At 71.7% G+C, this 17983-nt stretch carries 18 protein-coding genes and 1 riboswitch; of the genes, 1 reads left to right on the top strand and 17 read right to left on the bottom strand.

The genetic code is table 11. From position 1 onward, the window contains the following. From RIN46_RS14200 to RIN46_RS14175, 6 genes are all read right to left on the bottom strand, one after another. The coding region (locus tag RIN46_RS14200) for a hypothetical protein (RefSeq protein WP_309109473.1) at positions 1-180 on the bottom strand (180 nt) is incomplete at its 3' end. A 447-nt stretch (positions 181-627) separates the two neighbouring features. Next, entirely contained in the window at positions 628-2547 is a 1920-nt protein-coding gene (locus RIN46_RS14195) for an NHL domain-containing thioredoxin family protein (protein ID WP_309081050.1), read from the bottom strand. 188 nt (positions 2548-2735) lie between these two features. Then, on the bottom strand, positions 2736-3602 hold the full coding sequence (locus RIN46_RS14190) for a hypothetical protein (RefSeq protein ID WP_309080916.1): 867 nt from the start codon (positions 3600-3602) through the stop codon (positions 2736-2738). Further along, positions 3595-5649, bottom strand: coding sequence for a cytochrome c oxidase assembly protein (locus RIN46_RS14185; RefSeq protein ID WP_309080915.1), 2055 nt, complete (start codon positions 5647-5649; stop codon positions 3595-3597). The genes RIN46_RS14190 and RIN46_RS14185 overlap by 8 nt, the downstream gene beginning before the upstream one ends. Before the next feature lie 19 nt (positions 5650-5668). Beyond that, positions 5669-6424, bottom strand: a complete 756-nt coding sequence (locus tag RIN46_RS14180) for a copper resistance protein CopC (protein ID WP_309080914.1) — start codon at positions 6422-6424, stop codon at positions 5669-5671. A gap of 220 nt (positions 6425-6644) precedes the next feature. Next, on the bottom strand, positions 6645-6926 hold the full coding sequence (locus tag RIN46_RS14175; RefSeq protein ID WP_309080913.1) for an HU family DNA-binding protein: 282 nt from the start codon (positions 6924-6926) through the stop codon (positions 6645-6647). Positions 6927-7105: 179 nt separating this feature from the next. Here RIN46_RS14175 and RIN46_RS14170 point away from each other — a divergent pair, with 179 nt between their 5' ends. Further along, positions 7106-7471: a hypothetical protein gene (locus tag RIN46_RS14170; protein ID WP_309080912.1), complete on the top strand. Its 366-nt coding sequence runs from the start codon at positions 7106-7108 to the stop codon at positions 7469-7471. On the opposite strand, the gene rpsN is transcribed toward RIN46_RS14170, so the two are convergent. The 11 genes from rpsN to RIN46_RS14115 form a co-directional block, all read right to left on the bottom strand. Then, the gene (gene rpsN, locus RIN46_RS14165) at positions 7452-7757 is read right to left on the bottom strand and encodes a 30S ribosomal protein S14 (RefSeq protein WP_309080911.1); all 306 of its coding nucleotides are present in this window, start codon (positions 7755-7757) and stop codon (positions 7452-7454) included. The two genes, RIN46_RS14170 and rpsN, sit on opposite strands and share 20 nt — an antisense overlap. A gap of 3 nt (positions 7758-7760) precedes the next feature. After that, positions 7761-7928: a 50S ribosomal protein L33 gene (gene rpmG, locus RIN46_RS14160; RefSeq protein WP_149955989.1), complete on the bottom strand. Its 168-nt coding sequence runs from the start codon at positions 7926-7928 to the stop codon at positions 7761-7763. Next, complete coding sequence (gene rpmB / locus RIN46_RS14155) at positions 7928-8164, bottom strand: 50S ribosomal protein L28 (RefSeq protein ID WP_309080910.1); 237 nt, start codon at positions 8162-8164, stop codon at positions 7928-7930. Before rpmB ends, rpmG begins: the two co-directional genes overlap by 1 nt. Positions 8165-8515: 351 nt before the next feature. Then, positions 8516-9007, bottom strand: a complete 492-nt coding sequence (locus RIN46_RS14150) for a MarR family transcriptional regulator (RefSeq protein WP_309080909.1) — start codon at positions 9005-9007, stop codon at positions 8516-8518. A 68-nt stretch (positions 9008-9075) separates the two neighbouring features. Further along, complete coding sequence (locus RIN46_RS14145; protein WP_309080908.1) at positions 9076-10506, bottom strand: L-serine ammonia-lyase; 1431 nt, start codon at positions 10504-10506, stop codon at positions 9076-9078. A gap of 184 nt (positions 10507-10690) precedes the next feature. Further along, on the bottom strand, positions 10691-11071 hold the full coding sequence (gene gcvH / locus RIN46_RS14140; RefSeq protein ID WP_309080907.1) for a glycine cleavage system protein GcvH: 381 nt from the start codon (positions 11069-11071) through the stop codon (positions 10691-10693). A gap of 38 nt (positions 11072-11109) precedes the next feature. Beyond that, positions 11110-12285 (bottom strand): glycine cleavage system aminomethyltransferase GcvT, encoded by a 1176-nt coding sequence (gene gcvT, locus RIN46_RS14135; RefSeq protein WP_309080906.1) that lies wholly within the window; start codon positions 12283-12285, stop codon positions 11110-11112. Between the two features lie 10 nt (positions 12286-12295). Next, positions 12296-15127: an aminomethyl-transferring glycine dehydrogenase gene (gene gcvP / locus RIN46_RS14130; protein WP_309081049.1), complete on the bottom strand. Its 2832-nt coding sequence runs from the start codon at positions 15125-15127 to the stop codon at positions 12296-12298. Between the two features lie 262 nt (positions 15128-15389). Then, positions 15390-15489, bottom strand: a riboswitch (glycine riboswitch). Positions 15490-15523: 34 nt separating this feature from the next. Next, positions 15524-16234, bottom strand: coding sequence for a hypothetical protein (locus RIN46_RS14125; RefSeq protein WP_309080905.1), 711 nt, complete (start codon positions 16232-16234; stop codon positions 15524-15526). Next, positions 16231-16845, bottom strand: coding sequence for a TRIC cation channel family protein (locus RIN46_RS14120; RefSeq protein ID WP_309081048.1), 615 nt, complete (start codon positions 16843-16845; stop codon positions 16231-16233). Before RIN46_RS14120 ends, RIN46_RS14125 begins: the two co-directional genes overlap by 4 nt. Before the next feature lie 33 nt (positions 16846-16878). Then, positions 16879-17943 carry a type II CAAX endopeptidase family protein gene (locus tag RIN46_RS14115; protein ID WP_309080904.1) on the bottom strand — a complete coding sequence of 355 codons (1065 nt, stop codon included), beginning with the start codon at positions 17941-17943 and terminating at the stop codon, positions 16879-16881. Positions 17944-17983 lie beyond the last annotated feature (40 nt).

Raw genomic sequence — 17983 nt, 5'->3', positions numbered from 1 at the left:
CCGCCCGAAGTCCGTGCCCCGGCCCACGCCCTCGAGCAGGTGCACCAGCCGGGCCGCCGGCCCCGGATCCCACGGACCTTCGCAGACCGCCTCGGCCGTCTCCGCGAGAAGCTCCCGGACCACCACATCCAAGGCCTCCCACCGCTCCACCAGGCCAGAGCGCCCGAGCGTCGAGCCCATAGCCACCGCCGAGGCCCCGGCGGTGGACCCGTCAGAGGGAGTCTCCGCGGCCTCGGCGCCAGGAGCGGACGAAGCCGAAGGACCCGGCCACGGATCAGTCGACACGGCAGGACCGCCTGCCTCGACGGAGGACACAGGACCGGCAGAGGAGACCGCGGCGGGACCATCCGAAGCCGGCAGCGTGCCGGTCGACGCGGCAGAAACAGGCGCGGCAACCGACGCTGCGCCCGCAGCTGCCGCTGCTGCCGCAGACGTTCCGCCCGCCCCATCCGCTCCGGTGAAATCCACACCCCCATCCTCGTTGGGGCCACGTCCAACGGGCAGGCCAAGCCCTCGCCCTGTGGAGCATCACGCCCCGGAGACAGGATGTGGAGGACGAGTGCCGCCGCCGACACCGCGGGGACACCTGCTGGCGCCAGCGAGACCCCGCCGGCGGGGGCTCGCCGGTCAGTCCAGGCCGCGGAGGTCCAGCGTCAGCTCCGTCTCGCCGTCGGAGTCGAGCCGCACCGGGATGCCCCAGTCCTGCTGGTACAGGTGGCAGGCCGCGTGGTCCGGGATCTCGCCGCCGGGCTCGCCGTCGCACGCCGCGGCCCGGGCCGTGATGTGCAAGACCCCGTCCGGGACCTCCGGGTTGAGCTCGAGCGTGCGGGACAGCCCCACGGACGTCCCGGCACCGCTGAGCAGCAGTTCCTCCGGAGAGGCCGAGATCTTCAGCTGGGTGGGATCGCCCCAGCGGTCGTCGAGCTTCTGGCCCTTCGGCGCCGAGAAGCGCACCAGGATCTCATGGGCCCCCGGGGAGACCGGGGTCTTGGGTCGCTGGGTCTGCGCAGCGCCCTCGTCCACGGTGAGCGCCTCCTTGGGCAGCGGGACACGGACGAGCTGGTGCTTGTTCGTCTCGACGACCAGCAGCACCGGGTCTCCGTCGACGGTCGCGTCGAGCACCACGTCGGAGGGCTCCGCCAGGCCGCGCGCCAGCGTCGAGACGGTAAGGGTGGCCGGATCGTAGCGGCGCAGGGCCCCGTTGTAGGTGTCGGCCACCGCCACGGAACCATCCGGCAGCACCGTCACGCCGAGCGGATGCTGCAGCCGGGCCGCGGCGGCGTCGCCGTCCCGGAACCCGAAGTCGAAGAGGCCCTCGCCGATGGCGGTCTCCACGGCGGAGACTCGGCCGTCGTCGTCCAGCCGCAGGACCCGCAGGGCCGACGTCTCCGAGTCCGCGATCCAGAGGTCGCCCGCGGCGTCCGCGGCGAGGCCGGATGTCTGCGCGAACCAGCTGGTGTCCCGGCCGCCGTCGAGCAGGCCCTCCAGGCCGGTGCCGGCGTAGACGGTGACGTGCCCGGTGAGCGGGTCGAAGGCGAAGATCTGGTGGGTGCCGGCCATCGCAACCACGACGGCCTGCGCCCGCTCGCTCCACAGCACGTCCCAGGGGGAGGAGAGCGACGTGTTCAGCGGGTCCGTCCCGAGGTCCCAGTGCCAGCCGTCGGCCTCGTTCTCACGCGCCCGCTCGGCGTCGAGGAGGCGCTGCACGCCGTTCCCGGCGAGTGTGGTGACCTCGCCGGTCTCCAGCCGTACCCCGCGGAGCCGGTGGTTGACCGTGTCGGCGACCACGACGTCGTACCCGGCCTGCGCGGCGATGGCCCCCGGGAGGAGGGCCAGACCCTGGGGCTCGTTGAAGCGCGCGCTGGAGGCGTCGCCGTCGGCGTACCCCTTGACGCCCTCGCCGATGGTGCGCACGACCGTCTCCAGGTCCCCGGCGAGCTCCACGATCCGGTGGTGCCCGGAGTCGCCGACGAGGAAGTTGCCGTTCGGCAGCGGCAGGACCTTGCCGGGGAAGCGCAGGTCGCCCTCGCGCGCCAGCGGGGCGACGTAGGGCCCGTCGCCGCGGTGGAGCGTGCCCTTGGCCTCGTGCTCGGCGATGAGCTCGCCGGCCAGGGCCTCGAGCCCGTTGGCGTGTCCCTCGCCGGAAAGGTGCGCGGCGATGTAGCCCTCGGGGTCGACGACGACGAGCGTCGGCCACGCGCGGGCACCGTAGGCCTGCCAGGTGGTCAGCTCCGGGTCGTCGAGGACCGGGTGGTGGATCTCGTAGCGCTCGACGGCGGCCGCGAGCGCGTCCGGGTCGGCCTCGTGCTCGAACTTCGGCGAGTGGACGCCGACGATGACGAGCTCGTCCCGGTACTTCTCCTCCAGCGGACGCAGCTCGTCCAGCACGTGGAGGCAGTTGATGCAGCAGAAGGTCCAGAAGTCGAGCACCACGATCTTGCCGCGCAGGTCCTCGAGCGTGACCATTCGACCGCCCGTGTTCAGCCAGTTCCGGCCCACGAGCTCCGAAGCGCGGACGCGGTAGCTGGCGCGGATGGATTCCGTCACGGGGGTCTCGGTCATGGTGGCTCCTGGTGTCGGCTGACGTGGTGGGCTCGGAGGCAGCGGGTCTCGGCCCGCGGCGTCAGGCAGTGGCCGGCCGGGCCACTGGTCCTGACAACCCATTATCGCCCCGCATTCTTCCCGGGGCCGAAATCGCTGACGCAGGAAGAAGCCGCTAGTTCTCCTGCTGCCCGCTAGTTCTCCTGCTGCGCGGTGAGCTCGCGGATCGTGGCGTCCATGACGGCTTCGGCCACGCGCGTGGTCCTTTCATCCTCCACACCCGCCGGGCCGGCGAACGAGACCATGGCCACGTAGTCGCCGGCCTCCTCGACGAGCACCACGGACTGCTGCTTCAGGTCGGCATCGTGCGGGAACCGGCTCCAGAACACGGCCGAGTCGACGTCGCGCTCGACGTCCGGCGCTGCGAAGGAGAGGGGCCCGCTCGCCGGCGTCGTCGTGTCCTCCCCCGTGGGCTTCTGGACGTTCAGCATGACCTGCGGGCAGTCCTCCAGCAGCGTGCGCACCGTGCCGTAGTAGGCGTCGAGCGCCCCCCGGTCGACGATGCGCGCGACCTCGACCGTGCCGGTCATCGGCGCCCCCTCCGCCGCGAAGTCGGTGCGGGCCGACTCCTCGCCGAGCATCACCGGCGACCAGTTCAGCTGCCGGAGCGGCTGCTGGCAGGACGACGGCGCCACGACGACGCCGTCCATGGCGTCCGGCAGGCCATCGCGCAGCCGGGCGAGATCCTCCCCCGAGGCGACGGCCGACCGGTCCAGACCCAGCTGGGCCGCCTGCAGCACGCCGGCGGAGGCGGCGATGTTCTCCACCGTGGCCGGGCGCGGGGACTCGGCGGCCTCCCCCGACGCGGGCGAACCCCCGGGCGCCGCCGAGCCGGTCACCCCGGAGTGCTGGGCGTCGTCGGGCGGCACGGCGCCGTCGTCGTTCCCGCAGCCCGTCAGGGCCAGGAGCACGACGACGGCGCCCACCGCGAGCGCGCCGCGGCGGCGTCGCGCGGCCTGGGGGCGGCGCCGGTAATCGAGTTGCGGATCTGGCTCAACCACGGCGGTCGTGCTCCTCATCGTGCTGGTTCAGGTCCTGGAACATGGCGTTGTAGGCGGCCAGTTCGGCGTCGTCGTCGCGATCGGCCTTGCGGTCCCGGCGTCTGGCCTCCCGCTCCGAGGAGCGGCTCCAGGCGAACATGACGCCGAGTGCCAGCAGGAGCGTCGGCACCTCGCCGATCCCCCACATCGCGCCCGCGCCGAACTTCTGGTCCGCCATCGGATCCAGGCCCCAGTCGCGGCCCATGCTGCCGAACCAGGACGCCTGGATCAGCGACTCGCTGCCCATGATGGACACGCCGTAGAACGCGTGGAAGCTCATGGTGGCCAGCAGGACCACCAGCCGGAACGGGTACGGCGCCCGCTTGGGCAGCGGATCCGCGCCGATCATGTTCAGCGCGAAGATGTAGCCGGTGAGCAGGAAGTGGACGTTCATCAGCTCGTGGCCCACGTGCTCGCTGAGGGCGAAGCGGAACAGGTCCGTGTTGTAGAAGATCACGATCGAGCCGGCGAAGTTCGCGGCAGCGAACAGCGGGTGCGTGACCACCTTCGAGACCGGCGAGTGGACGATCGAGAGAATCCACTCGCGCGGGCCGCGGGAGCCGTCGGTGCGCGCGGGCACGGCCTTCAGGGCCAGCGTCACGGGCGCGCCGAGCACCAGGAAGAACGGGACCACCATGGTCAGCGCCATGTGCCCGATCATGTGCGAGGAGAACAGCACCATCCCGTAGACCGCCAGCACGCCGGAGGTGATGTAGAACAGCGTCGCGAGGCCGATCAGCCAGGAGACGAGCCGGAGGACGGGCCAGCCGTCGCCGCGGCGGCGGAGCCGGACGAACCCGTAGAGGTAGAACCCGGCGAGGATCGCGATGATCGCGACCCACAGCCAGTCGATGCGCCAGCTCGTCACCCACGACCCGGCGGTCAGCGGCGGCGGCAGCTCGTAGCCGGTCAGGAACCGGGCCGGCGACGGGTTCTCGGGCTCCAGTTCCGGCACCGGCGGCGCCGTCCGGGCCAGCACCGCGGCCAGGCCGAAGACCGCCGCCATCACCACGGTCTCGACCGCCACGATCCGCCAGGCCGCGGCCGCGGCGGGGAGCCGCCCGGCCAGCAGCGCCGGGATCGTCCGCCGCCGGTGCAGGTAGCCGAGCACGCCGAGCAGCACGGTGAGCGCCACCTTCGCCAGCAGCACCGCGCCGTACGGGGACGCGAGATCGGAGAGCGACTGCACGCGCAGCAACGCACTGACGACGCCGGAGAGCAGCACCAGGCCGATCGCGATGGTCGCGAGCCAGGAGAAGCGGGAGAGCACGACGCCGGTCAGCACCGGGCGCTCCCCGGCTACCCGGGCGCGGCCCGGAGCCGGGACGTCGAGCCGGTCGGCCAGGCAGGCGAGGACGGCGATGCCGCCGGCCCAGAGACAGACCCCCACCAGGTGCAGCAGCATCCCGTTGACCGCCGCCCAGTGGTCGTCGCTGCCGCCGGCGTGGCCGATGAGGGACAGCGGGAGCGCGCCGACCATCGCGAGGACCGCGCCGATCGCGATGCCCGCCGGCGAGCGGACGCCGAACGCCCAGGACGCGGTGACGGCGGCCAGGACCACCATCCACGCCCAGGCCGTGCCGGTCGGGATGTTCAGGATGAAGTCCAGCATCCCGGTGGTGTACGCGTCGGTCGTCTGCAGCGGCAGGCCGGAGACGTCGGAGAACGTCAGGACCAGCACGACGGCGGCCGCCAGGGTCCACACCGTCGCGGCGCCGGCCGCGAGGTTCATGGTCCGGCCGAACGCGGGATGCTCCCCGCCTGCGTCGGCATCGGACCGGTTCGGCTTCAGGCCGCGGGGCAGGATCGCTGCCGCGAAGACGAGCGCCCCGACCGTGGTCGCCATCGCCCCGTGGTGGACGGTCTTGACCAGGGGCAGGCCCCAGCGGGTGAGGGCTCCCGGGTCGGCGAGTTGCCCTGCGGCGGCCGTTCCCGTGTAGACGAGGGCGACGACGCAGGCCAGGAGCCCCGCGAAGACTGCGGGGAGGACGAGCTGCTGCGGCTTCACGCGCCAGGCCCCACGGTCGTCAGGACCGTCCGCCGGCGGCGGAGTCGTCGCCCTCGGACGTCTGGTCGGGCCGCTGCTGGCCCTCGGTGACGCGCTTCGCCTTTGCGGCGAGGATCCAGACCAGCGCGGCCGCCGCGATCGCGGCGAGGGCGATCCAGAGAGCCGCCATCGGGTCGCCCGCCGCCTGCTCGGAGTCCTGGGCGTCGGTGCCCTGCACCTGGTCGTCCTGTCCCTGGTCGTCCTGCGGCGCGGCGGCACTCGACGCGGCGGCCGACGGTTCCGCGTCGGCCGTGCCGTCCGCGGGCTGCGTGGCGGACGGCTCGGCTCCCCCTGAGTCGGCGGGCGCCCCGGCGACGGAGAACGTCACCGCCTGGCCGTTCGCCGTCGTGCCCTCGATCGGGTGGCCGTCGGAGGAGATCACGCGCCAGGACAGGGTGTAGTCGCCGGCCGGGAGGGCCTCCGTGGGCGTCACCGTCACCTGGGTGCGCTCGATCGTCGCGGTGCTCGGGTAATCGGTCCCGTCCTGCGCGGTGAGCTCGAACGCGCTGCCGATCTCCTGGACCTCGCCACTGAACGTCAGGCCGAGCGTCTCCGGTGTCTGCGCGAGGACGGCACCGGACTCGGGGTCGGTGGCGACCAGCTGGTCGTGTGCGTGCGCGGCGGGCGCCAGCGCCACAGCCGCGAGGACCGCCAGGCAGGCGAGGGCCGCGGCCAGCGCGGCGCGGATCGAGGGTGCGGGTGCAACAGCTGCTCGGCTGCTCCGGAGGGAGTGCATGGGGTCCTTACGCGTCGGATCTGATCGGCTTCTGCAGTGGCGGGGGCCTGCTGTCGGCGGCGCCGTCACGCACAGGGACTGACCGCCCGCGAACGGGCGTCCGCCTCGAATTCTACGGCAAGTAGAAAGGCCCGTCCCCGCCCGAGAGGGGCGGGACGGGCCTTCCTGGTTCCCCGTGTGGGGAAACGAACACGCGGTTCGCTGCAGCCTGCGGGGCAGACTACTTGGCGACGGCGGCCTTCAGCTTGGAGCCGGCGGTCAGCTTGACCGAGTGGCCGGCCGGGATCTCGATGGCGGCACCGGTCTGCGGGTTGCGGCCCGTGCGGGCGGCGCGGTCGGTGCGCTCCACGGCGAGCCAGCCCGGGATCGAGACCTTCTCGCCCTTGCCGACCTGCTCGACGAAGACGTCGAACACGGCGTCGAGGACGCCGTTCACGGCGACCTGCGAGTTGCCGGTCTTCTCGGCGACTGCCTCAACGAGCTCTTTACGGTTCATAGCCAATGTGGTCCTCCTGGACAGCTCTTCCTCCCGCGCCGATCGGGGCGGGCCGCCCCGCGGTCGCGAGGTCTTCTGAGTGAAAACTACCAGCCGCGACTGGCGGACACGCCCAGAATCCCGGGTTTCGGCCCGATTTTTTAGGTTTTCCCCGAGTTTTCAGGGGATTCGGACGGCTCGCGGCCGTGTTCCGGCCCGGTGGGACCGGCGGCCCGGCGGATCCGGCCCGGGAGATCGAGACGACGCTGGACGCCGACGACGACGTCGCGGAGGTCGCCCGCCGGGCGATCGACCGGGAGAAGCTGAGCGGACTCGTCCCGCCGGTCGTGACGCCCATGCGCGATGTCCCCGGGGAGGTCCTGGCCTGGCGCGAGCGCCGGGACGAGCGGGCCGCGCGCGCCGCCGGGGACGACGAAGGCCCCCGTCGCAGGACGGGGGCCTTCGTCGCGCGCGCCGCCGGGGACGACGAAGGCCCCCGTCGCAGGACGGGGGCCTTCGCTCTGGAGGACTACGGCTGGCGCCGTGGGGGTCCTACCAGGAGGACTTGGTGATGCCCGGGAGCTCTCCGCGGTGCGCCATCTCGCGGAAGCGAACGCGGGAGATGCCGAACTTCTGGAGGGTGCCGCGCGGGCGGCCGTCGATCGAGTCGCGGTTGCGGACGCGGATCGGCGAGGCGTTGCGCGGGAGCTTCTGCAGACCCAGGCGGGCCTCTTCGCGGGCCTCCTCGGTCGCGTTCGGATCGACGAGCGTCTTCTTCAGTTCGGCGCGCTTGGCGGCGTAGCGCTCGACAATGACCTTGCGCTGCTCGTTCTTGGCAATCTTGGACTTCTTGGCCATGTCTTAGCGCTCCTCTCGGAATTCGACGTGCTTGCGGATGACCGGGTCGTACTTCTTCAGGACCATGCGGTCCGGATCGTTACGACGGTTCTTACGGGTCACGTAGGTGAAGCCGGTCCCGGCGGTGGACTTGAGCTTGATGATGGGACGTACGTCCTTGTCCTTAGCCACTAGAGCTTCACTCCCTTCGCGATCAGTTCGGCCACCACAGCGTCGATGCCGCGGGCGTCGATGGTCTTGATGCCCTTGACCGACAGCGTCAGCGTGACGTTGCGGCGCAGGGACGGAACCCAGTAGCGCTTCTTCTGGATGTTCGGGTCGAACCGACGCTTGGTGCGGCGGTGCGAGTGGGAGATGCTGTGCCCGAAGTTCGGGACTGCACCGGTCACCTGGCATACAGCTGCCATGATCACTCCTCAGTAGTAGTAAATATTGGCGGTACTCATCGACAGATACAGCTACCTGATTGCTGTCTCTGATCTGCGCTGATAACTTCCCGCCACCAGTTGTGACACCGTTCTCTACTGCGACTATGAAGGTAACCAGGCTGGGTGAGAACCAACCGAAGCGCCCTGTCTTGCGCGAAACACGGTGAACTCGGCGGCCCGGAGATCATCTTGCGATGTTTTCCCTATCCCATGGGGCCGCTTTATTCGGTTTACGGGCAGCCACACCGGCGGTCCCTAGGGCACGCAGACATGACTTAACGCGTCTACTATCCTAAGCCCCGGACGGCCTCGGCGCAAAACGGGGGGATACTACTCCCGAACGCCCTCGTCGCGGAAGATCCAGTGGTTCGCGTCGAGCCCGGCGATGATCTTGCGCCCCACTCGCGCCAGATCGGCGACGTCGTCGTCGTCGAGCTGGTCGAACATGAGCCGGCGCGCCGACGCGACGTGCGGAGGCGCCAGATCCTGCACCGCGCGGTAGCCCTCGTCGGTGAGAGACGCCACCGTAACGCGCGCGTCGACGGTGCTGGTGCAGCGGGCGACCCATTCGCGCCCCTCGAGCTTCTTGACCACGTGGCTCAGTCGGGAGAGGGAGGAGCTGGTCTTGGCGGCGAGGTCGCTCATGCTCAGGCGCCGGTCCGGCTGCTCGGAGAGTATCGCGAGCACGTGGTAGTCGAAGACGGTGATCTTGGCGAGCCGGTTCAGTTCGCTGTCCAGCATGCCGGGGAGCTTGAAGAACACGGCCCAGAGGGCCAGCCACGCGCGGCGTTCCTCTGCGGTCAGCCACTGCGGTTCACTCATGCGGTCAATCTTTCCACACCGGACCCCGCAACGTACGGCGAATCAGGCTCTCACTACTGTTTTTACGCTCAGCACTCGACCACGTTGACGGCCAGTCCGCCGAGCGCCGTCTCCTTGTACTTATGACTCATGTCCTTGCCGGTCTCGCGCATGGTGACGATGACGTCGTCGAGGCTGACCCGGTGCTGCCCGTCGCCCCAGAGCGCCATCTTGGCGGCGTTGATCGCCTTCGCGGCCGCGATCGCGTTGCGCTCGATGCACGGTACCTGGACCAGCCCCGCCATCGGATCGCACGTCAGGCCCAGGTTGTGCTCCATGGCGATCTCGGCGGCGTTCTCCACCTGGTCCGGCGTGCCGCCGAGGATCTCGGCGAGTCCCCCGGCCGCCATGGACGACGCCGAGCCGACCTCGCCCTGACAGCCGACCTCCGCGCCGGAGATGGACGCCTGCTCCTTGTAGAGGACGCCGATCGCCGCGGCCGTGAGCATGAACCGGACGATCACGTCCTCCTGCACCGCGCGCCGCCGCTCCTCCGGCTCTCCCGCGGCCTGCTCCACGATCGGCGAGTAGTGCGTGGCGTAGAACATGACGGCCGGGATGATGCCGGCGGCGCCGTTGGTCGGCGCGGTGACCACCCGTCCGCCGGAGGCGTTCTCCTCGTTCACGGCCAGGGCCACGAGGTTGACCCACTCCTGCCAGTACTTCGGGTCCCGGTCCGCGTCCTCCGCGGACAGCCGGGCGTGCCACGCTGGCGCTCGGCGTCGGACCTTGAGCCCGCCGGGGAGCAGTCCGGTGCGGCGCAGCGCGTTCTCCTTCGAGTCCTCCATGACCGACCAGAGGTGGAGGATCCCGGCGCGCACGTCCGCCTCGGGGCGCACGGCGCACTCGTTGGCGAGCATGATCGAGCTGACCGGCTGCCCGGTGGCGCGGCAGTGCTCGAACAGCTCGGCGGCGGTGCGGAACGGGTGCGGCACCGTGTCCAGGTGCTCCTCGATCTCCTGCACGACGGCGTCCTCCTCGCCCTCGCGGACGATGAAACCGCCGCCGATGGAGAAGTAGGTGGAGTCGGCGAGGGCCTCGCCGGCCGCATCGAGCGCCTGGAAGCGCATGCCGTTGGTGTGCCGGGGCAGGACGGTCAGCGGGTGGAGGACCATGTCCTCGACGCGGTAGTCCAGCGGGACGGCCCGCCCCAGCTGCGCCGCGACCTCGATCCGTCCCTGCTCGGCGTGCGCGGCCATGCGGTCCTCGGCGACGTCCGGCAGGATCTCGTCCGCCTGGTAGCCCTCGAGCCCGAGCAGGACCGCCGTCATGGTGCCGTGGCCGCGGCCGGTCGCCGCGAGGGACCCGTAGAGGTCGATCCGCAGGCCCGCGAGGGCGTCGATCCGGCCCGTGCCGACCAGTTCCTGCGCGAACTCCGCGGCGGCCCGCATCGGGCCTACCGTGTGGGAGGACGAGGGGCCGAGCCCCACGCTGAAGAGGTCGAAAACGCTCAGTGCCATGTCTGTCTCCTGCCAGTGGTGGTCCACGGGGTCGGGGTCGCTGTCGGCGAGGGATCTGGTGCGCGCCGGCGGTGCCGGACCCGGGTGCGGGGCGGCGCCGTCCCGCGGTCGGCGGGGGTGCCGCTCGGGGGCGTCGCCGGTGACGCCTCCCGAGCCGCTGCTCGCGGGTACTACCCGGGAGCGACTACTCGACGTCGCCGCCGTTGGTGGAGGCGTAGTCCTGGGCCGAGAGCAGCGGGCCCTCCTCGGACACCTCGACCGTGAAGAGCCAGCCGGCGCCGTACGGGTCGGTGTTCAGCAGGGCGGGGTTGTCCACGGCCTCCTGATTCACCTCGACGACGCGGCCGGTCACGGGCGCGAAGATCTCGGAGACGGACTTGGTGGACTCGACCTCGCCACAGGCCTCACCCGCGGTGATCTCGGCGTCGACCTCGGGCAGGTCGACGTAGACGACGTCGCCGAGGGCGTCCGCAGCGATCTGCGAGAGGCCGACCCGGGCCGGGCTGGAGCCGTCGACCCATTCGTGCTCGGCGGAGTAGCGGAGGGTGGAGAGAACCTTGCTCATGGTGATCCTTAGAGTTGTCGGAGACGGTGGTGACTACGTTACTTCCGGCGCTGGTAGAACGGCAGCGCCACGACCTCGAAGGGCTGGGGCTTGCCGCGCAGGTCGACGTCCAGGGCGGTGCCCGGCTCGGCGTGCTCGGCGTCGACGTACGCCATCACGACCGGGTAGCCGAGGGTCGGACTCGGCTGGCCCGAGGTGACGACGCCGACCTCGACCCCGTCCTTGAGCACCGGGTAGCCCGTGCGGCCGGCGCGGCGACCCAGGCCCTTGAGGCCGACGAGCCGACGGGCGGTCCCGGCCTCCCGGGCGGCCTCGAGCGCGGCGCGGCCGACGAAGTCGCCCTCCTTCTTGAAGGAGACGATCGCCCCCAGGCCGGCGTCGATGGGCGTGGTCCGACGCGTGAGCTCGTTGCCGTAGAGCGGCATGCCGGCCTCGAGGCGCAGCGAGTCCCGGGCGGCCAGCCCGGCGGGGATGAGGCCCGCCGGCTCCCCCGCCTCCAGCAGCGCGCGCCAGAGCCCGACGGCGTCGTCGTTGGGCACGTACAGCTCGAACCCGTCCTCTCCGGTGTAACCGGTGCGGGCCAGCAGCACCTCGGTCCCGGCGACCGTGACGGCGTCGGCCGCGTAGTACTGCATGCCGGTGACCGTGTCGGCCTGCTCGGTCGGGACGAGGCCGAGCAGGATCGATTCCGCGGCCGGGCCCTGGACGGCGATCATGGACGTCTCGGCGGACTCGTCGACGACCTCGACGTCGAACGCAGTCCCGGTGCCGGCGACGCGCTCGCGGAGCTCTCCGTGGACGGTGGGCGCGTTGCCGGCGTTGGCGACCACGAGGTAGTCCTCCTCGCCGCGGCGGTAGACGATCAGGTCGTCGATGATGCCGCCGTCGGGATCGACGATCATCGTGTATTTGGCCTTGCCGACCTTCATGACGGCGAGGTTCCCGACGAGCGCGTAGTTCAGGAACGCCGCCGCCTGCCGACCGCGGACCCGGATCTCGCCCATATGGGAGATGTCGAACAGTCCGGCCGCCTCGCGGACGGCCTGGTGCTCGGCCAGCTCGGAGCCGTACTTCAGCGGCATGTCCCAGCCGCCGAAGTCGGTGAAGGCGGCGCCGAGTTCGGCGTGGACCGGGTAGAGGGCCGTGCGCCGGAGGCCGTCGGTCTCGGCGGCGGGCGCGGTGTCGGTGGCGACGGCGGTGGTGGAGTCGGTCATGACTGCCTCTCTAGTTCTCGAAGGCCTCGGGCGGCGGGCAGGAGCAGACGAGGTTGCGGTCCCCGTGCGCCCCGTCGACGCGTCCCACCGGCGGGAAGTACTTGTCCTGGCGCAGGCGCGGCAGCGGGAAGGCCGCCTGCTCGCGGGTGTAGGCGCGGTCCCAGTCGGAGGAGACGACGGCGGCCGCGGTGTGGGGAGCCCGGCGCAGCGGGGACTCCTCCACGCCGAAGTCGCCGGCGAGCACCTGCTCGATCTCGCCGTGGATGGCGATCATCGCGTCGATGAAGCGGTCCAGCTCGGCCAGGTCCTCCGACTCGGTCGGCTCCACCATGAGCGTGCCCGCGACCGGGAACGCCAGCGTCGGGGCATGGAAGCCGAAGTCGATGAGCCGCTTGGCGACGTCCTCGGCGGTCACGCCGGTCTTCGCGGTGAGCTCCCGCAGGTCCAGGATGCACTCGTGGGCGACCAGCCCGGAATTGCCCGTGTAGAGGGTCGGGAAGTACTCGTTGAGCCGCTTGGCCACGTAGTTCGCCGCCAGCAGCGCGTTCTTGGTGGCCGCGGTGAGGCCCTCGGCGCCCATCATCGCCACGTAGGCCCACGAGATCGGCAGGACACCGGCGGAGCCGTACGCGGTGGAGGCGACGGGGGTGCCGTGGTGGCCGTTGTGCGGGCCGGTGGGCGAGCCCGGCAGGAACGGGCGCAGGTGCTCCGCCACGGCGACCGGCCCGACGCCGGGGCCGCCACCGCCGTGCGGGATGCAGAAGGTCTTGTGCAGGTTCAGGTGGGAGACGTCGCCGCCGAAGCGGCCCGGCTGGGCCAGCCCGACGAGCGCGTTCATGTTCGCACCGTCGATGTAGACCTGTCCGCCGGCGTCGTGGATCTTGGCGCAGACCTCGCGCACGTCGGCGTCGTAGACGCCGTGCGTGGACGGGTAGGTGATCATGATGCCGGCCAGGCTGCCGCGGTGCTTCTCGATCTTCGCGTCGAGGTCCTCGGCGTCGATCGTGCCGTCGGACGCGGTCTTCACGACGACGACCTTCAGGCCGGCGAGGACCGCGGACGAGGCGTTGGTGCCGTGGGCGGAGGCCGGGATGAGGCAGACGTCGCGGTCGACATCGCCGTTGGCGACGTGGAACTGGCGGATCGCGAGCAGGCCCGCGTACTCCCCCTGGGATCCGGCGTTGGGCTGGATCGACACCGCGGCGTACCCAGTGATCGTGGCGAGCCGACGCTCGAGGTCGGAGATCAGCTGGCGCCAGCCGGCCGTTTGGTGCTCGGGGGCGTACGGGTGGATGGAGCAGAACTCGGGCCAGGAGATGGCCTCCATCTCGGCCGTCGCGTTGAGCTTCATGGTGCAGGAGCCGAGCGGGATCATCGTGCGGTCCAGCGCCAGGTCGCGGTCGGAGAGGCGGCGCAGGTAGCGCAGCATCTGGGTCTCCGAGCGGACCGTGTGGAAGACCGGGTGCGTCATGTACTCGCTGGTGCGGTGCAGGGACTCCGGCAGGGCGTCCCCGGCGCCCGCGCGGAGGTCGAGCTCCGCGGCCGCGAGGCGCGCCCCGGCGTCGTCGACCCCGAAGGCGCCGGCGACGGCGGCCAGGTGGGCCGGGGTGGTGGTCTCGTCGGTGGCGATGCCGACGGTGTCCTGGTCGATCAGGCGCAGGTTGATGCCCGCGACCTCGGCGTCGGCGACGATGGACTCGGCGCGGTCCTCGGCGCGGACCGTGAGGGTGTCGAAGTAGTGCTCCGGGCCGACCGTGAACCCGGCGCCGGTGAGGACCGCCGCCAGGGTCCGCGCCCGCAGGTGGGTGCGCTGGGCGATCGCCTTCAGGCCGGCGGGGCCGTGGTAGACGCCGTACATGGAGGCCGCGATGGCCAGCAGTGCCTGCGCGGTGCAGATGTTGGACGTGGCCTTCTCGCGGCGGATGTGCTGCTCGCGCGTCTGCAGGGCCAGCCGGTAGGCGGGTGCGCCGGCGTCGTCGTAGGAGACCCCGACGATGCGGCCCGGGAGCGTGCGCTCCAGGCCAGTGCGGACGGCGATGTAGGCCGCGTGCGGGCCGCCGAAGAACAGTGGCACGCCGAAGCGCTGGGTGTTGCCGACCGCGATGTCCGCGCCCTGCTCGCCGGGAGGGGTGATCAGCGTGAGCGCCAGGACGTCGGCGGCCACGGTCACCATCGCGCCGCGCTCCTTGGCGGCGGCGATGATGCCGGCGTGGTCCACCACGCGGCCGGAGTTGCCGGGCTGCTGCAGCACGACGCCGGAGATCTCGCCGTCGGGCAGGCCCTGGGAGAGGTCGGCGATCTCGACCTCGAAACCGAGCGCCTCGGCGCGGCCGGCAACCACGGCGAGGCTCTGCGGGAAGAGGTCGGCGTCGAGGACGGTCTTGGCGGTGGCCTTGGACTTGTTGGCGCGGCGCATGAGCAGGACGGCCTCGGCGACGGCGGAGGCCTCGTCCAGCAGGGAGGCGTTGGCGACGGGGAGGCCCGTGAGATCGCCGATCATGGTCTGGAAGTTCAGCAGCGCCTCCAGGCGGCCCTGGGAGATCTCGGGCTGGTACGGCGTGTAGGCCGTGTACCAGGCCGGGTCCTCGAGGACGTTGCGGAGGATCACCGGCGGGGTGTGGGTCCCGTAGAAGCCCTGGCCGATCATCTGGGTCTTGACCACGTTGCGGGCGGCGATGGCACGCAGGTCGTCGAGGACCTCGGCCTCGCTGCGGCCGGCGGGCAGCTCCAGCGGCGTCTCCTGCCGGATGTCGGCGGGGACGGCGGCGTCGACGAGCTCGTCGAGGCTGCGGTAGCCGAGGGTGGCGAGCATGTGCTCGGCGGCCTGGCCGCGCGGGCCGATGTGGCGGTCGGCGAAGACGCGCTCGAGGTCGGCCGTGTCAGCGGCGGTGGCGTGTTCCGTGAGCGGGGTGACGGACAAGGAGGCTCCCTGGAGTGGCGGGCGTTCGGATGGCGCGGCCCGGGCCGTTCGGCTCCGGTGCGCACTCGCCCTCCCCGCTCTGTAGGTGTACCTGAGAGATTCCACGTCCCACCCGGTGGGGTGGCGCGCTTGCACCGTCGGTGAGCGGTCCGTCCGGGGACGGGCCGCTGCTTTCCAGAGTCGCCTCTTCGCGGCGGTACGGGGGCCTGAGAGATTCCCGGGGAGGAAATTGCTCCTACGGCGCCCGGCCGTGGCTTCGGTCGGGACTCTCCCGCCGCGTGTCAGGGGCTCGCACCCGTGCGGGCGCGTTGCCTCATTCTATCGTCCGTCTGCGCGCCGTCCAACACCCGGGCGGCCGCCGGCGTCGCCGCCCGGGGGCTGGTCGCGGAGGAAGTAGGCGCCGATCGAACCCGCCAGCGTGGCGAAGACGGCGATGGAGTAGAGCGCCAGGACCACGTGCAGGACGCGGGAGAAGGGGTCCTCGCTCGTGATACCGCTGCCCGTCACGGTCGTGAGAGCGGCCTCGTAGAGCGCTTGGCCGTAGTCGTTCTGAGACTCCAGCGTGTACAGCAACTGGCTGGAGGCCAGCACGACCACCACCGTCACTGCGGCCAGCCAGCCGATGCGACTCGACAGGAGCCGCCCTGCCGAACGGGACCCGCGGATGCCTGCGGAGAGGATCCCCCCGACGCGTGCCACGCGGGCGAAGCGCAGCAGGCGGAGTACCCGCAGGGCGCGGAGGAAGCGCAGGAAGGGGACGAGCAGGAAGACGGCCTGCCACCAGTTGCGTCGCCAGAAGGCCCGCTGGAACCGCGCGATGTAGGCGCGCAGGAGGAACTCGAGGACGAACACGGTCCAGAAGACCCAGCCGGTGATCGACAGGGTCCGGCTCCAGACGGGTTCGTCCACGAGCAGCTGCCCCAGCACCACGAAGAGGAAGACGATCCCGAGGAATCCCATGGGGCGGTCGAGTCTCCGCGCCAGCTCCTCGGCCGTCTCGACGCGTTGCTGGTTGCGTGCGGGACTCACTGCACTGGTCTCCTTCCGTTCGCGAGCGGGACGTGCCAGCCCAGCCGGAGCGAGAGGACCCGCAGGCCGAAGACGAGCACCGCGATGGTTCCCCCTGCGTAGACGGAGAACCAGCCGAGCTCGAGCAGGAGGCCGGTCAGCGCCGCCCCGAGCATCGCCGGGATCGCGTAGACGCCGCGCGGGTTGAACAGCTGCGGGACCTCGTTCGCGACGACGTCGCGCAGGACTCCGCCGCCGACCGCCGATGTGAGGCCGAGGAGGGCGGCCGAGACCGCGTTGATCCCGGCCGCGTGAGCGGTCACCGTGCCGCCGATGCAGAACAGGGCCAGGCCGGCCGCGTCGAACAGCAGGAGCGTGCGCCGGAAGCGCGTCTCGTGGATGAGGCCGGTGAGGACCAGCAGAGCTGCCACCGCCACGGGCACCAGGTACACCGGCTGGTCGAAGGCGTTGGGGACGCCCTCGTGGAGGACGAGGTCGCGCACCACTCCGCCGCCGAGCCCCGCGAGGGAGGCCAGGAGCAGCGAGCCGACGATGTCGAAGTGCTTCCGCGCGGCGAGCAGGCTCCCCGAGACGGCGAAGAAGAACGTCCCGAGGAGGTCCAGAATGAGCATCACCACGGGACCCCAGCCTAGCCGGGCTGGACCCTAGCCGGGCTGGATCCAGCCGCGCGTGATCGCCGGGGCGGAGGGCCGACGTCGTGCAGCGACGACGGCGCCGAGGGCGGCCGCGGCGAGGAGGACGCCCCAGGCCACGAGCTGGAACGTCCAGTAGGCTGCGTCGTCGAGCGTCCGGGTGGGCGTGATCAGGTTGGAGTACGCGAAGACGAGCACCGTGTTGAGCATGGCGTGCCCGGCGATGGCGGGCCAGACGGAGCGGGAGGCGTACCGCGCGGCGGCGAGCACGAGGGCGGAGAGGAAGAGGTTCACCGTGGTGGCGGCGACCTCGCGCCAGCCCACGACGCCGTCCATCGCGTAGGCGGCCGTCAGCGGCAGGTGCCAGAGCGCCCAGAACGCGCCGATGGCGGCCGAGGAGCGGACGGAGCCCCACGGTGCGAGCGTGCTGGCGAGGTACCCCCGCCAGGCGATCTCCTCGCCCGCCGTGGCGAGCATGCCGAGGAGGACGAGCGGGAGCACCCATGCGGCCGCCGACGTGGCACCGGGGGCCGGATCCCAGTCCACCGCACCGACGGCCACGGCAGCGCCGATGGTCGCCGCCGCGACCGTGCTCAGGAGCACCAGCAGGGCGAACGACCAGCCGAGGACGCCGGGAAGGGAGGCCGGGCGGCGGCGCCCGTCGGGGCCCGCCGCAGCGCGCCGCCGCGAGGCCCGCGACCCCACCCGGAGGCCGCACCAGTCGAGCAGCCGCACGGGAGGCCGGAGCACCGCATGGAGGCCGATCACCCCGAGGGCCGGCACCCACATCAGGAACGGGGTCAGGGCCACGAGATAGCCGGATCGCGCCAGGCCGGCGAAGACGGGGAGGCAGACGGCGACGGCGACCACCAGTTGCACGATCGCGAACGAGGCCGCGAAACCGGCCGCCCAGGGCGGGAGCGGTCCGGCGCTGCCGATGGTCGAAGCACCGGTGGTCCGCGCCGCGGGGGCCGCCGGCAGGGACCGGGCCCCGGCCCGGAGAGTCGTGGATTCGGAGCGCAGGGTCGTGGATCCGGGGCGCGGGGTCGCGACGTGGGGCTGGTGTGGGAGGCTCATGGCTCCATCGTCAGCGGGCGCTGCGGGCGAGCCAAGGCCG

The sequence above is a fragment of the Zhihengliuella sp. genome, from assembly GCF_031178195.1.
Classification (GTDB): Bacteria; Actinomycetota; Actinomycetes; order Actinomycetales; family Micrococcaceae; genus Zhihengliuella.
This window is presented reverse-complemented; position numbering and strand designations above follow the sequence as displayed.